Origin of the sequence: Bacillus sp. RK1064 (genome assembly GCF_051488405.1) — a bacterium.
GTDB lineage: Bacteria > Bacillota > Bacilli > Bacillales > Bacillaceae > Bacillus.
The window spans coordinates 1,947,280-1,961,365 of the sequence record NZ_JBPSCZ010000001.1; the positions used below are offsets into that span (position 1 = coordinate 1,947,280).

A 14,086-nucleotide genomic window follows, 5' to 3' on the forward strand; every position below is an offset into this window, starting at 1 on the left:
ATACGGAAAGAAGCCCACCCCGAATAAAACGGAGGGACTCCCATTTTGATTCGGTAACCTGCCGACCATAGTAAAAAAGCAACATTTACCTTAGGACATGGCTTTGCGTCTCTACGTTTCCATAGATTTGCCTTTTTCTTCTTTTCTTTTTAAATATTTTCTATTTACGTCCACTTTATATGAAATTATTGTTTTTTTCACCGAAAAATGGGTGTAAAGATTCATGCGTTATACCGAATGAATCACATGATAATTTACGATATTTACCGAAAATAACTAATAATAGTTGCGTTCAACCGAAAATAATCGACTAAATACCGCAAAAATTTCATGTTTCCCCTTAAAATTTGCAAATATGACCGAAAATGCAGGATAGAGGTCTCCTTTCATTCTCCAAAATTTCTTAAATCTTAAGAACTATATTCCCTGAAAAATTGAAAATATTTACCGTAAAAACAACACAAAAAGAGCTGCCATTTCAAATGACAGCTCCCTTGTTTCTTCATTATATTTACATCACCTTAGACAGGCCAATCGTTTTCTCAATGATGAGCAACGCAATGATAGAAATGATAATAAATATGACAGATATCGCATTGACACTCGGATCAAAGGTTTGCTCAATGTAATTAAACGTCCTGATGGGAATCGTAATGGTTTGGGGAGAGGAAACGAACAAACTGATCGATATTTCCCCAAATGACGTCACAGCTGAAAACACCCCGCCTGCAATAATTCCTGGCTTAATCAAAGGCAGCGTCACTCGAAAGAATGTGCGAATGGGTCCTGCGCCAAGATTCATTGAAGCTAGCTCAAGCCGCGGGTCCAAATTCGAGACACTGACGCCTACTGTTCGAACCACATAGGGAAAGCCAATAATGACGTGACCTATGACAAGCGCCCACAAAGATCCCGTAAACCCCATAGCCGTAAACAAATAAAGCATGGCAATCCCCAACACTACCTGAGGAATCATAAGTGGTGACAAAATGAAGGCTTGGATGGCCTCCTTTCCCTTAAAGGTAAGCCTTGCTAAAGCATACGAAGCCATCGTGCCTAAAAGAACCGTGAGCGGCGTTACGATGAATAGCAAAATCACACTGATACGCAGAGACTCCATCCATTCTGGATTCGACACGACCTCTTGAAACCAACGAACGGAGAACGAAGTCGGCGGAAATTCAGGAAAGGCATTTGGACTAAAAGCAGATAGGACGATGACAAGAACAGGTATGGTTAAAAAGAGATAAACCAATGACCCAGCAGTCCAAATCAGGATTGAAAGCAAGCGGTCACCTAATGATTTTTTACGCATGCATCCTCGCCTCCCAACGCTTCAATAGATAGCTTAATAAACTGACCACCACAAGCACACAAACCAATAACGTAAAGGACATCGCTGCAGCAAGAGGCAAGTTATACACCTGCATGACCTGCTGATAAATAGACAGCGGCAGCAGAGGCTGCATCCTTCCGCCGACTAACAGCGGGGTGATATAGCTCCCAGCCGCCAGTGAAAAGACAATAATAGCTCCAGTCACCATACCTGGAATGGTCAGTGGAAAGGTCACATGAAAGAAGGTTCGAATACGTCCAGCTCCTAGACTCATAGAAGCCGGTCGTAAATGACGATCCATATCGGTTAAGCTCGTCGCGATAGGCAGCACTGCAAAAGGCAGCATGACCTGAACATAAGCAATAATCACCGCATTCATATTCCACAGCATAGAGAGCGGCTTTTCAATCACATGTAAATCTAATAACATGCCATTGACCAGACCATTTTGCGAAAGAAGGACAATCCATGCAAACGTCCGAATCACAACACTTGTCAAAAGCGGCGAGACAAGTAAGATATAGAAAAATGCCCGCAGACGCGGATGAGGTGCCTTGACAAGCACGTATGCTGCGGGGTATGCCATCAATAAACAAATCACCGTTGTCTGCAAGGCTACCCACACTGTACTTCCAATCGCCTTCACATACGCATCTGTCGTGAACACATGAATATATTGAGAAAAGCTATATGTTTGTAATGTATTCATCATTGAATCCACATCGCGAAAACTGAGGACGAACATCATCACAAGCGGCGCTAGAAGAAATACAACAAGAAACAAACACGCAGGCAGCAGCATGAACCAATGAAATCGCTGATTCTTTTTCTTGATACGCATCACGTATGCACCTTCGAATCTAGGAAAACGATATCTTCAGGCTGCCAATTGATATGAATTGCTTCTCCAGCTTTCGGCAGTTCAGGAAATGCTGCATCAGAAGCATGGACAATCATTTCACCGCTATCGAGCCCCACCACCAAACGTAATGAGTGACCAATATAACTGACATCTGCCAGCACGCCTGATACATGGTTGGGCTGAACGTCTTCCCACTCAGAAGATATGCTGATTCTTTCTGGACGGAGCATGAGTAAATGATTCCCCTTCTTCTCTTGGTGTGCCGCAGCCTTTAACTCAACATGCTGCCCGTTTGACTGGGTTAAATGAGGAACGATAAATGCAGCTTTAGCTTCATCATATACTGCTTCAAATAGGTTCACCTGCCCGATAAATTCAGCAACAAATCGATTGTTTGGCTGGCGATACACCTCTAAAGGCGTCCCAATCTGCTGGATTCTTCCCTCACCTAAAATCCCAATCCGATCAGAAAGGCTTAATGCTTCCTCTTGGTCATGGGTCACGAGGATGGTTGTAATTCCGACATTCCTTTGAATATTTCGAAGCTCTGTCTGCATATTTTTTCTAAGTTTTGCATCTAGGTTACTGAGCGGTTCATCAAGAAGAAGAACAGACGGCTGAATCGCAAGCGCCCTTGCAATCGCTACCCGCTGCTGCTGTCCACCACTTAATTGATGCGGCATACGTTTCGCAAACGCCTCTAATTGTACAAGAGACAAACATTCCATTACTTTCTCTTTGATTTCTGCCTTCTTTTTCTTTTGAACCTTTAACCCATACGCCACATTATCAAATACGGTCAGATGCGGAAAGAGTGCATAGCTTTGAAAGACCATACCCGTTTTTCTTTGATAAGGCGGTAAAGTCGTCACATCCTGATCACCAATATAGACGACACCTTTTGTTGGCTCTAAAAAACCGCCAATGATGTTTAATAACGTTGATTTTCCGCAGCCGCTAGGGCCAAGAAGGGAGAAAAACTCTCCCTCATTCACCGTAAGACTGACATCGTTAAGAGCAATCTGCTCGCCGAAATGCTGGCTGATATGTTCTAAATGGATTCCACTCATGCGATCACCTATTTTCCTCCGCCTAATACTTCGTTCCATCGATTTGTCCAATTGCCAAGCTCTGAAGTTGCTGTTTCGTAATCTACCCAAGTCAGCTTGCTATAATAATTCTCTCCAACCTTGACCTTCCCCTTAATCTTGTCACCGTATTTCACATCAGAATTCGACATGCCATAATAAGATTTTTCCGAGAAAGCCTCCTGAGCTTCTTTTCCACTTAAATAGTTTAATAGTTTGTAAGCCGCTTCTTCATGCTGACTTCCCTTCGTTAAAGCCCAGCTCGCAACAGCTGCAACAGCGCCTTCTTTCGGATATGAGAAACCTATATCCATTCCTTCTTCTTCAAGTGCAAATACTCGTCCATCCCAATATGGAACTGCTGCCACGTCACCACGTTCTAACAAGGTTTGAATAGACCCTGGATTATCTGGAAAAGCAGCTACATGTCCTTTTAATTGTGAAAGGCTTTTAAAGGCTTTATCAATATCCTTAGGATTTGATTCTGTCCCACCTTGAGCATGGACAAGCGCAGAAAAAAATTGCAAACCAGCTGAATAAGTCGGAGATGATATCGCCACCTTCCCTTTTAGCTGACTGCTCCATAGGTCTGTCCAGCTGTTTGGTTCCTGCTTCACAAGATCTTTTCGATAAGCAATTCCTAGCTGCCCCATGCTAAAGCCTGCTGCATATTGTTTCCCATCAATAGTGAGCTTCTTTTGGACAGAACGGTAAAGTTTTTTGACATTCGGTGCTTGCTCTTCGTCAATCGGCGCAAGAACATTTGCTGCAATGCCTCTTTGAATCGTATCAGGCTGTAAAATAAGCAGGTCATACGGTGGATTTTTTCCATTGGACGCTTTTAATTTCGTAAACCATTCAGAATCCGCTCCAGAGACGGTTTGGACTTTAATTCCCGTATCTTTTTCAAACTTTTCGAGGATTGGTTTGATATTCTTTTCCCAATCGCCTCCGTATACGCCAACGATCACAGTCTGCTGCTGTTTACCTTGATCCTGTCCATTTCCACCGCAAGCTGTCAGCAGTAGAATCATTGATAGTACACCTGCAAAAATAGTGATTAATCTTCTTTTCATGATTGATTTCCCCCTTTTTGTCCATCCATATGACGAAGTGCTTGAATAATATCTTTCTTTGTTAACGGCTCATTTCTATGACTGAAATGTTGATGAACTGCATGTTTATAATGCGTACGTTCATTAGCTGGGTAAGAACGCAGCTGCACGGCAAGCTCGCTGCTGGCTTCATCCGTCCATACTTTCTCATAAGCTTCTCTGTGTTCTCCGAAATCCCACATGATATCAGCAGGATGATCAACCTTTTCACGAAGCTTATTCGTTTGCTTTTCATCAATCTTCCATTCATTTTGGTCTAGATACACTTTAACGCCATATTGCTGCAGCGCTCTTTCTTCACTTAATAGACCTGCTTCCACTTCCTGAAGCACTTTTTCTTTATTTCTAGCAAATGGATTTCCCCAGCCGCCTCCACTTGGTGATATTAATTGCACAATATCGCCTTTTTCAAGACGCAGAACATCTATTTTTGGCTGGTCTTGTTTTTCACCTTTTGCTGTGATCAGCTTGACCTCACCAACAGCTCCTGCTCGGCCGCCCATTAACCCCCAAGGCTGAAACTTCATTCGTTCCATTCCTCGTGCGGTCACCATAGATTCAGGCTTGATCATTTCAAATTCCAAACCAATCGCATGTCCACCTCTGTTTTCTCCTGCCCCGCCTGTGTTCGGCAAAAGCTCATATCGGTGAACATGAATATCAATATGCTGTTCTAAACTCTCAATGGGTGTATTTTTCAAAAAGCCAGATGAATGATCAATGCCATCTACTCCATCAGTTCCATTTTGAGCACCGCCGCCTCCGCCTAATGGTTCGACAACAGACATTTTCCTGCCACCTGTTTGATCATCAGGAACAGAGAGAACAACAATAGCAGATTGACCTGCACCTGCTGCCGGCACTGCTTCAGGTAACAGCTTACCAATGGCGCCTAGCACGACATTATACAGCCTCATCGTAATCGAATGCCGAATACCAACAGAGGCCGGGTATTCTGGATGCACCAGCGTCCCTTTAGGTGAAATCACTTCAATCGGATATGTTATTCCGCCATTAATCGGTATAAAGGGATCTTTACTAATAATGTAATTAATCAACCCTTGATATAGGAAGGAATGCTTCTGACCATTGGTGACAAGGTTAAAAGCTGTTTTCACTTGAGGGTCACACTCAGAAAAATCAAGAATCAGCCGCTTTCCTTTCACCGTTAACTTGATTTTCAAACGGATCGGCACATCCGAGATCATATCATCATCTAAATAATCAGCGAATTCACTCGTTCCATTCGGAATGGCTTCAATGACCTTTCCTGCACGAATCTCAGCTTGCTTCAGCAGGTCCATCATTCCTTGTTTCACTTCATTTTTTCCAAATTTGCCGATCATTTCTTTTAACCGAATTTCTGCTGTATTTACTGCAGCAATCATCGCATTGATATCCCCATCATTTAAATGACTGGCTCGGCTGTTGGCTCTTAAAAAGGTACGAACGACCTGATTCTCTTTCCCGCCTTCATAAATTTTCACTGGCGGGATTCTTAATCCTTCTTGATGGACATCTGTTGCTGTCGGTGAAATACTCGAGGGCACAAGTCCGCCCACATCACTCACATGAACAAAAGACCAAGCATAGCTGACAATTTCACCATCTACGAAAATTGGCTTAATGATATGGACATCCGGCAGGTGAGTCGCTAAACCATCTGTCGTATAAGGGTCATTTGTGATGATAATATCTCCCGGCTGCATCGCCCCGCTCTCTTCAATCGCTTTTTTAAGACTCAGCCCTAAAAAGATCGTTACACCCACTGTCTTCGGATAAACAAAGAAATCTCCAGAAGGCGTGGCTAACGCTGTCGCAAAGTCAGCTGATTCTTTGACGAAAGTCGTAAAAGACGTCCGCTCAATGACATGTCCCATGCCAGACGCAATTGCATTAAAATAACTGCGCATCATCTCAAGCTTTGCTGGATCAGTTCTCATGTAAAGCCGCCTCCCTTGAAATCACCAAGTTCCCTGATTGATCAATGCTGCCTGTCCAATTTGGCAGAATCAATGTTGTCGTATCATCCTGCTCAATAATGGCAGGTCCATTGATGACAGAACCTACTGACAAAGTATCTCTGTAATAAATAGCTGCTTCATGTTCTTTTTCTTCTATAAAGATTCGCCTGTATTCATATGGCTTCAAAGATTGTCCGCTGCTTTCATGAACAGGTGTGAAAGGCAGCGGCGGCGTCTCGCCTATGACTCGAACTCGTAAATGAGTAAACTCGATGTTCGCCTGATCATCTCTATGACCATATTGACGCTGATGCAGTTTGTGAAAGGCTTCAATGAGTTGGTGGATATCTTGTTCTTGCTTCAGCCATTCAGCTGATAATGGTAATTCAATCTCAAAGGCTTGTCCTTGATAACGTGCATCTGCCAATAATAGAATGGATGTCTGTTTAATATGCTGAATGTTCTGCCGACTGAACCAATCAGCCGCTTTTCGCGAAAGCATCTCAAAATCTTGTTTTAGTTGATCTATCGAGTAGTCTTGTAAGCATATTTTCTTCGACAGCACCGCATCATGAATAAAATCAGCGGTCAGAGCACCTAATGCACATAATGTTCCTGGACTTGGAGGAACGACCACGTTTTTCGCATGGATTTCTCGAGCAAGGAAATTCGCCACAACCGGTCCTGCTCCGCCAAACGCTAGTAAACTAAAATCTCTTGGGTCAAACCCTTGCTGCTCCATGACATTGCTTAATTCTGTGTACATATTGGCGACAGCTACTTGGATCAGCTGGTCAGCCGCTTCTTCTACCGTTTTGTTGAGCTGGTCAGCAATTGGCTGAAAGGCCTTTTCCGCCGCGGATAGCTGTAGGTGTAAATGTCCTCCAGCAAAACGCTCTTGATTGAGATAACCGCATATGAGGAACGCATCAGTTAAGGCAGCTTTCTTTCCCTTACCATACGAAGCTGGTCCCGGCTGTGAGCCAACTGATTCTGGTCCTGCTTTGAGAAGCCCGCCCTGATCAATCCACGCGACAGAACCTCCGCCTGCCCCTATTGAATACATCGCAACAGATGGAAGAATGATAGGAAAACCTGAAAGCTGATTAGACTGAGCCATTGTAGGCTGCCCCTTTTGAATAATGGAGATATCTGCACTCGTCCCCCCTACATCAAAAGTGATCAGGTTGGATTCGTTTGCAGAGGCTGCGATTCTTGCCGCACCAATGACACCAGCTGCCGGACCAGAAAAAAGTGTTTTAACAGGTGAAGTTGCTGCACTTTCTGCATCCATTAAACCACCATTTGATTGTGTAATGTATGGAGAAATTGGTACACCTTCTTCTTTCAAACGGCTTTTCAATGTTTGTAAATACTGTTTTACCTTTGGTTGAATGTACAAATTGACAACAGACATCACAGTACGCTCGTATTCTCTCATTTGAGGCCATAATTCAGATGAAGTAAGGACTTCTAATTGCGGATAATGGTGTTTGATATAGGCTTTTGCCTGTAATTCATGAACTGGATTTTGATAACTATGTAAAAAAGAAATGACAATACCTGCTAGCCTTTTAGACATGACCTGCTGGACAGCATGATCTAATTGCTGCAGATGGAGAGGTTTTTTGATCGTACCATCGTGTATCAACCTTTCAGAGATTGGGTATACATGCTTTCGTGGTATCAATGGTTCCGGCAAACGAGAATTGAAGTCATAAGGAATGGGTAATCGTAATCGTTGTAGTGATAATATGTCTTGAAAGCCTTCCGTCACAAAAAGGGCTAAATCTGCTCCTTTCCGCTGCAATAATGTATTAAGACCGATTGTCATTCCATGTACGAGATATTGGATTTTAGATAAATCAACACCTCTGTCTTTTAGAAGTTTTAGCCCATTGATAATTCCCTGGGCTGGGTCGTCAGTCACTGTGGGTGTTTTGAGTTCAGTCAGCGCCCCTGTTGCTTCATTCATCAGCGATAAATCAGTAAATGTTCCTCCTATGTCTATACCAAGCCGATAAGAGACATCCGCCATTTGTACTCCCCTCCTGCAATGTAAATAGAATCATATTTTGATAAATTACGACATTTTTTGATATTTGACTCCATATTATTAAAGCATATCGGTCTAGTCAATTTTATTTTTTAAAATTTCTGTGTGTTAAATTCTTGAAATTAGCCCAAAAAGCAGTGATAAAGCCATTTTGATAAAGCATAATCTTTTTTTGACCAGCAAAATTAAAATTTTTATGAATTTTTACAAATATGAAAAGCAAGAAAACGGATAAAAACCGTTTTTCGAACTTTAAAAGGCGTTTTTTCAAAACCAGGAGAAATTGGTAAGTAATTCTGCTATACTTCTGTTTACAAAATACGCAAACAAGAAAGAGAGCTAGCATCTATGAAACTTCTTAAAATCATTCTCTTGCTTTTACTAATCGTCGTTGGTGTAGCAACAGGCTATATTCAGCTGGAGCAAAGTAAACAAGAGACGACGAATTCATCTTATGACAAAACCATTCACTTCCCATCAGATCGTTACCCAGAAACCGCGAAGCACATAGAAGAGGCAATTGATGAAGGCCATTCATCCGTATGTACGATTGACCGTAAACATAGCGATGAACAGAGAGACCAATCACTTCATGGCATCCCAACAAAGCGCGGGTATGATCGGGACGAATGGCCGATGGCGATGTGTAAGGAAGGAGGAACAGGAGCTTCTGTCAAATATATCAGTCCTTCAGATAATAGGGGAGCAGGCTCATGGGTCGGTCATCAATTATCGGATGATCCTGACGGCACAAGAATACAATTTATCATCGATTAACGCCATTTCCCTTTTCTATCTAAAAAAATTTTCTCGTAACTGCATACAGGTATTTCAAACATTTTTTTCATGCTGATAATCCTTAAGGAGGATTATCCTACCTTATACCTAAAGGAGTCAAAAAGCATGAAAAAAAAGGGAAAACTGAGGCTTGGTGCCAAAATTTTGCTGATCTTTTTAAGTGTCCTCATCATCTTTTCAGCAGTTGTTGGTTATGTGGTGAATCGTGAAATGACAGAAAACATCAAGCACATGGCCACTGAAAAAGCAAAAAGTGATTAAAGCTAGGCTATGCCTACCTAGATGAAAAAGTGGCAGGCTCGTGGCTGATAAAAGATGGCAAGCTTTATAAAGGGGATACCCCAATCAATGATCATGATACATTGGTTGACCAATTAGCTGAATATACCGATGATACCATCACAATTTTCCAAGGGAATACCCGTGTCGCGACGAATGTCATGTTAAACGGAAAACGAGCTGTCGGTACAGAAGTCTCACCTGAAGTGAAGGCCACTGTATTAGATAAAGGAGAAAACTATTACGGCACAGCAAATGTTGCCGGGAAAGACTATCAAACGGCTTATATGCCGATCAAAAATGAAGCAGGCAAAACGATTGGTATTTTTTATACGGGCGCCAATCAAAGCATGATTTCACAAATGCTTCAGTCATTCTATAATAAATTTGTCATTGTTCTGTTGTTAAGTTTAATTGTTGCAGTTATCATTATTTCTATTTTCACAAAGCGGTTTCAGTCACGCCTCAAGTGCATAGCTTCTGCCATTAAAAGTGCCGGCGAAGGAAATTTAACCATCAATGTGTCGAATACGGCAGGCGATGAACTGTCTGACCTGGCTGGTCATTTCAATAAGATGCGGGAAAAATTAAATCAAACCATTCTTAATGTCATGAACACATCTGAATTAGTGGCCACCTCATCTGAGCAGCTTTCAGCTAGCGCAGAAGAAACAAGTGCAGCATCAGAAAAAATCACCCACAGTATTCAAGAAGTAGCTCAATCATCAGAAGAACAATCTGCTCAAATGACAACAAGTGAGCACACGATGATTCAAGTATCTAACGAGCTGGCAAACATCACGGAAAATGCGGAACAAATGGCTTCAAGAAGTCAATTGCACAAGAAATGGCCCTAAAAGGTGTACAGAATATTGGGGAAGTAAACTCACAAATGAAATCTATTGCAAATTCAATAGAGGAAAATGGGACAGCCATTCAAAGCATTAGAAACACGTTCAGCTGAAATTGATCATATTTCCAATGTTATTACAGACATCGCTAATCAGACAAACCTGCTTGCTCTTAACGCAGCAATTGAAGCAGCACGAGCAGGCGAGCATGGAAAAGGTTTTGCGGTTGTCGCAGACGAAGTGAGAAAGCTCGCTGAAGAATCTCAAGCATCATCAAATATGATTTCCCATCTCATTTCTGAAATCCAAAAAGAGATGACTCATTCGACGAATGCCATCAAACGAGTAAAAGAGGAAGCGGCTCAAGGGACTGTACTTATTTCTCATACAGAAGAATCATTTATTGATATTCAACAGTCAATGAGAGAAATGGCAGATGGCATCAAGCATTTATCTAGTGCATCACAAAAAATCGCAGCTTATACAAACGATGCGAAACAATCCTTTGCCACTATCACAGAAGGCGTTAAACTAACGAGTGAACATTCACAGCAAGTAGCCGGTTTAACAGAAGAACAATTTGCCGCAATGGAAGAAGTAACAGCATCATCAGAAGCTCTTGCCCATTTAGCAGGAGATTTAAAAGCAATGGTTTCGCAATTTCACATCTAGATTCCTCAAATAGAAGCGCAAGACGGCGACAATCGTCTTGCTGCCTAACATTCTCTTCAAGAATCATTCTTTCAATCATTCACATTCCAACGAAAATCTATGTATAAAGGAGTTTTTTAAATGAATAAGTTAAACCAAGCCTATTCCCTATCTATCTCTTATCACCAAATCACCGTATACACCGGAAGCAAAACACCACCTGTGATTGATTGGTCAGATGATGACATTCTTCAAGGATTCGCCATGGGAGATCAGGGTGTGTCCTTTGAAGGGGTCAACAACGGAAAAGCATCTATTACTGTAACTTTAAATAGCGATATGCCCCCAGCCTCGGCTGACAGAACAGTTACAGTGCCTTTTACGCATGCAAGCGATCAAGTTTATATCACAAGCGTCATGGCTCAGGTGCTGTCTTTCCCTATTCCAAAGGGAGACTATCAGCTCACCTGCTATACCTCACAGCAGCCTGATCAAGACCTTTATCATATAAATTTCCAAACTGTGTAGATCACGACTGATCGTACAAATCAAGCCACTTTTCCGCAAAGTCTACTGATTCTCTCACCGGCAATAAATATGAACTGGCAAGTCCGATTTGACCGTGATCATGAGTGCCTCCTGATTGCAGAAAATCACGACCGATCTGCTCAAATAGTTCTTCTCTTGTGATAATATCTTGGTACTCTTTCCATACCCTCCAACCATTTTCTAAGATGGGAGCTCCTCTTGTCATGAGGTCTTGCTGAGGGATGCGATATTCAGCAAGATGGAAAGCTGTCAGGCTCTCAAATGACGTACCAATCAGCAGCACCTGAGCCTGAAGATCATACATGCGGGCTAGAGGCGAATGTTCTCCTAATCCAAAAGAAAGTGCGTGGTGTTTCAGAAGCTCATGTTTCCTTTTGCCCCAGGCTGTGAATGAAAAATGAGGATGATTGCTTCTCGCCACGCCTGGATATTTCCAAAACGTTTCCGCTACCTTTCCCATTGCTGTTGGCGTCGTGTATGCTGGATCAAATGCAGGCATCGTCTCTTTGATCGATTTCCACCACGAAAAAGGAACAGGCGGATTGATCCAATCAGCGGGATCAGAAAGCTCTAACGTTTGTGCCGGCATGATCAGTGTCCCCTCTTCTGATAAGGTTTCCATCAATGCTTGTATGAGAGCAACAGCGCCTCCGTTTACCCAGCCGATAGATGATAAAGATGAGTGAACACATAAAATCATGCCTTTTTTCACACCAAGTTGAACCAAGTCTGCTTTGATTCTTTCCTTTGTCATCGGTTCAGCTTGATTTTTGATTAATTTTTTCATCGTTCCTTTTCCTCCTGCGTCTCTTCTATTACTGATGAATGAGACGTTTAACCGCAATAGACAGTTTATAATTTGCGTAATTTGTCAGCTCCGTTAAAAACAGATCCAGTTCATCATGACTGGAAAAATGGCCTTCAGCCATATAACAGCCCTCACCACTTATTTTAAACAAGTTCTTGATCTCTTCCTGTTGGTCGAGAAACGACAGAAGTGGTTCGTGATGATGACTGCGGGTATAGAGCTGCATAAATGTTTGGATGGTCTTTTGAGTCCGCCAGTCAATCGAAATGGTATATGCTTCAATCACACCCTCTTCTTCAAGCTTTAACACACGATTTGCAACAGCTTGACCGGTTAAATGAACTTTTTCACCTAGTGCTTTCATGGTCAATCGGCTGTTTTTAGAGAGCTCTTTTAATATATCCATATCGGTTTGGTCTAACATTGGCTCACCTCTTTCAAAAATCAAGTCCTTCTGCTGAAAGACTTTCATTACCCTCTGTCATATGGAACTCTTTTAATATACTGTAAACTTAATCAGAAAAAAAGGAGGCCTTTTCATGAAAATCACGCTCATTCGGAATGCTACTTTATACCTTCAATATGGTCAGGCAACTTTCTTCATTGATCCCTTTTTAGCAGCAAAAGGAACATATCCACCGTTTCCTCATACAGCCAATCAACATTTGAACAATCCTATTGTTGATCTGCCTGTAAACATTGACTTAGACAACATGTTACACCCAGATGCTGTCTTACTCACTCATTTGCACGTGGATCACTTTGATGACGAGGCAAAACAAAAATTAGCTCAAGACCAGCCCATTTATACGCAATCGGAGAATGACAAAAAAGAAGTTGAAGAAGCCGGTTTCCAGCATGTCACATGCATTGAAGATGAAATAGACATTTGCGGTGTTCATATTAAGCGGACAGGTGGACAGCATGGGACAGGAGAAACTGCGAAGCGGATGGGACAGGTCAGCGGTTTTGTTTTCTCTCACCCTGATGAACCTACCCTTTACATTGCAGGTGATACCATTTGGTGTGATGAGCCGAAGGAGGTTGTCAATACATGCAAGCCAGATGTCATTGTGGTTAATAGCGGAGCTGCTCAATTTTTAGAAGGCGATCCGATTACCATGACGAAGGAAGATATTTTAGACGTTCACCGTTCTCAGCCAAAAGCACAAATTGTCGCTTGTCACCTTGAGGCAGTGAACCATTGCTTGCTAACAAGAGCTTCTTTAAAAGCTTACATTCAGGAGCATCATGCAGATCAATCCATTTTTGTCCCTAAAGATGGTGAAAGCCTCACCTTCTGAAAAGATTCATAAATAATAAAAAACCGGCACCTCGCTGCCGGTTTCATCATTATGGTCGATGGTGCTGTGGTTTTTTCAGCAATGGAACGAATCCGTTATTTTTCAAATGATTGTAATGCTCATCCATTCGTTTGGTAATATGTGTACCTTGTTCCTTTGTTAACACACCATATTGAACGTATTTCTCAATCACTTCTTTTCGTTTAGAAAGAATTTGCTGCTCAAGCATTTCAATTTGTTTTTGTTGTTCTGTCGTTAATTTTACTTGATGCGTTACTGGACGCTTTTCCATTTGGGGTGTTTCACCATGAGCTGTTTCCATATAAAAACCAGGCAACAGCATCATCGATAATATGATTAAGCCACTTACTTTTTTCATCATTGTTATTCCCTCCTTTATTCGCAATTATTTTGTACGCACCTTC

13 protein-coding genes, 1 pseudogene and 1 riboswitch are annotated in these 14,086 nt (G+C 42.0%); of the genes and pseudogenes, 5 read left to right on the forward strand and 9 right to left on the reverse strand.

The features are described 5' to 3' along the window. Positions 1 to 49 precede the first annotated feature (49 nt). Positions 50 to 142, reverse strand: a riboswitch (cyclic di-GMP riboswitch). A 369-nt stretch (positions 143 to 511) separates the two neighbouring features. From ACSSTM_RS09920 to ACSSTM_RS09945, 6 genes are read right to left on the reverse strand one after another with little or no spacing between them, the layout of a single operon-like run. Next, positions 512 to 1,315, reverse strand: a complete 804-nt coding sequence (locus ACSSTM_RS09920) for an ABC transporter permease (RefSeq protein WP_034664143.1) — start codon at positions 1,313 to 1,315, stop codon at positions 512 to 514. Continuing rightward, positions 1,308 to 2,177 carry an ABC transporter permease gene (locus ACSSTM_RS09925; RefSeq protein ID WP_034664145.1) on the reverse strand — a complete coding sequence of 290 codons (870 nt, stop codon included), beginning with the start codon at positions 2,175 to 2,177 and terminating at the stop codon, positions 1,308 to 1,310. Before ACSSTM_RS09925 ends, ACSSTM_RS09920 begins: the two co-directional genes overlap by 8 nt. Continuing rightward, positions 2,177 to 3,268, reverse strand: a complete 1,092-nt coding sequence (locus tag ACSSTM_RS09930) for an ABC transporter ATP-binding protein (protein WP_034664147.1) — start codon at positions 3,266 to 3,268, stop codon at positions 2,177 to 2,179. Before ACSSTM_RS09930 ends, ACSSTM_RS09925 begins: the two co-directional genes overlap by 1 nt. A gap of 8 nt (positions 3,269 to 3,276) precedes the next feature. Then, entirely contained in the window at positions 3,277 to 4,362 is a 1,086-nt protein-coding gene (locus tag ACSSTM_RS09935; protein WP_034664150.1) for an ABC transporter substrate-binding protein, read from the reverse strand. Further along, positions 4,359 to 6,344, reverse strand: coding sequence for a hydantoinase B/oxoprolinase family protein (locus ACSSTM_RS09940; RefSeq protein WP_095285951.1), 1,986 nt, complete (start codon positions 6,342 to 6,344; stop codon positions 4,359 to 4,361). Before ACSSTM_RS09940 ends, ACSSTM_RS09935 begins: the two co-directional genes overlap by 4 nt. After that, positions 6,334 to 8,403: a hydantoinase/oxoprolinase family protein gene (locus ACSSTM_RS09945; RefSeq protein ID WP_034664154.1), complete on the reverse strand. Its 2,070-nt coding sequence runs from the start codon at positions 8,401 to 8,403 to the stop codon at positions 6,334 to 6,336. Before ACSSTM_RS09945 ends, ACSSTM_RS09940 begins: the two co-directional genes overlap by 11 nt. Positions 8,404 to 8,769: 366 nt before the next feature. Here ACSSTM_RS09945 and ACSSTM_RS09950 point away from each other — a divergent pair, with 366 nt between their 5' ends. The 4 genes and pseudogenes from ACSSTM_RS09950 (at position 8,770) to ACSSTM_RS09965 (ending at position 11,528) form a co-directional block, all read left to right on the forward strand. Next, positions 8,770 to 9,198, forward strand: a complete 429-nt coding sequence (locus tag ACSSTM_RS09950) for a NucA/NucB deoxyribonuclease domain-containing protein (protein ID WP_034664156.1) — start codon at positions 8,770 to 8,772, stop codon at positions 9,196 to 9,198. Positions 9,199 to 9,324: 126 nt separating this feature from the next. Continuing rightward, entirely contained in the window at positions 9,325 to 9,480 is a 156-nt protein-coding gene (locus ACSSTM_RS09955; RefSeq protein WP_420735112.1) for a hypothetical protein, read from the forward strand. A gap of 29 nt (positions 9,481 to 9,509) precedes the next feature. Next, positions 9,510 to 11,021, forward strand: a pseudogene (locus tag ACSSTM_RS09960) (methyl-accepting chemotaxis protein). A gap of 120 nt (positions 11,022 to 11,141) precedes the next feature. Continuing rightward, on the forward strand, positions 11,142 to 11,528 hold the full coding sequence (locus ACSSTM_RS09965) for a competence protein ComJ (protein WP_106038505.1): 387 nt from the start codon (positions 11,142 to 11,144) through the stop codon (positions 11,526 to 11,528). A gap of 1 nt (position 11,529) precedes the next feature. On the opposite strand, the gene ACSSTM_RS09970 is transcribed toward ACSSTM_RS09965, so the two are convergent. Together ACSSTM_RS09970 and ACSSTM_RS09975 are read right to left on the reverse strand one after the other, a co-directional pair. After that, positions 11,530 to 12,336, reverse strand: coding sequence for an aminoglycoside N(3)-acetyltransferase (locus ACSSTM_RS09970; protein WP_095285948.1), 807 nt, complete (start codon positions 12,334 to 12,336; stop codon positions 11,530 to 11,532). A 28-nt stretch (positions 12,337 to 12,364) separates the two neighbouring features. Then, entirely contained in the window at positions 12,365 to 12,781 is a 417-nt protein-coding gene (locus tag ACSSTM_RS09975; protein ID WP_034664465.1) for an Lrp/AsnC family transcriptional regulator, read from the reverse strand. A 115-nt stretch (positions 12,782 to 12,896) separates the two neighbouring features. Here ACSSTM_RS09975 and ACSSTM_RS09980 point away from each other — a divergent pair, with 115 nt between their 5' ends. Beyond that, positions 12,897 to 13,661 (forward strand): MBL fold metallo-hydrolase, encoded by a 765-nt coding sequence (locus tag ACSSTM_RS09980; RefSeq protein WP_106038504.1) that lies wholly within the window; start codon positions 12,897 to 12,899, stop codon positions 13,659 to 13,661. A gap of 49 nt (positions 13,662 to 13,710) precedes the next feature. Here ACSSTM_RS09980 and ACSSTM_RS09985 read toward each other — a convergent pair whose 3' ends face one another. Continuing rightward, the gene (locus ACSSTM_RS09985; RefSeq protein WP_106038535.1) at positions 13,711 to 14,040 is read right to left on the reverse strand and encodes a YckD family protein; all 330 of its coding nucleotides are present in this window, start codon (positions 14,038 to 14,040) and stop codon (positions 13,711 to 13,713) included. Between the last annotated feature and the right edge of the window lie 46 nt (positions 14,041 to 14,086).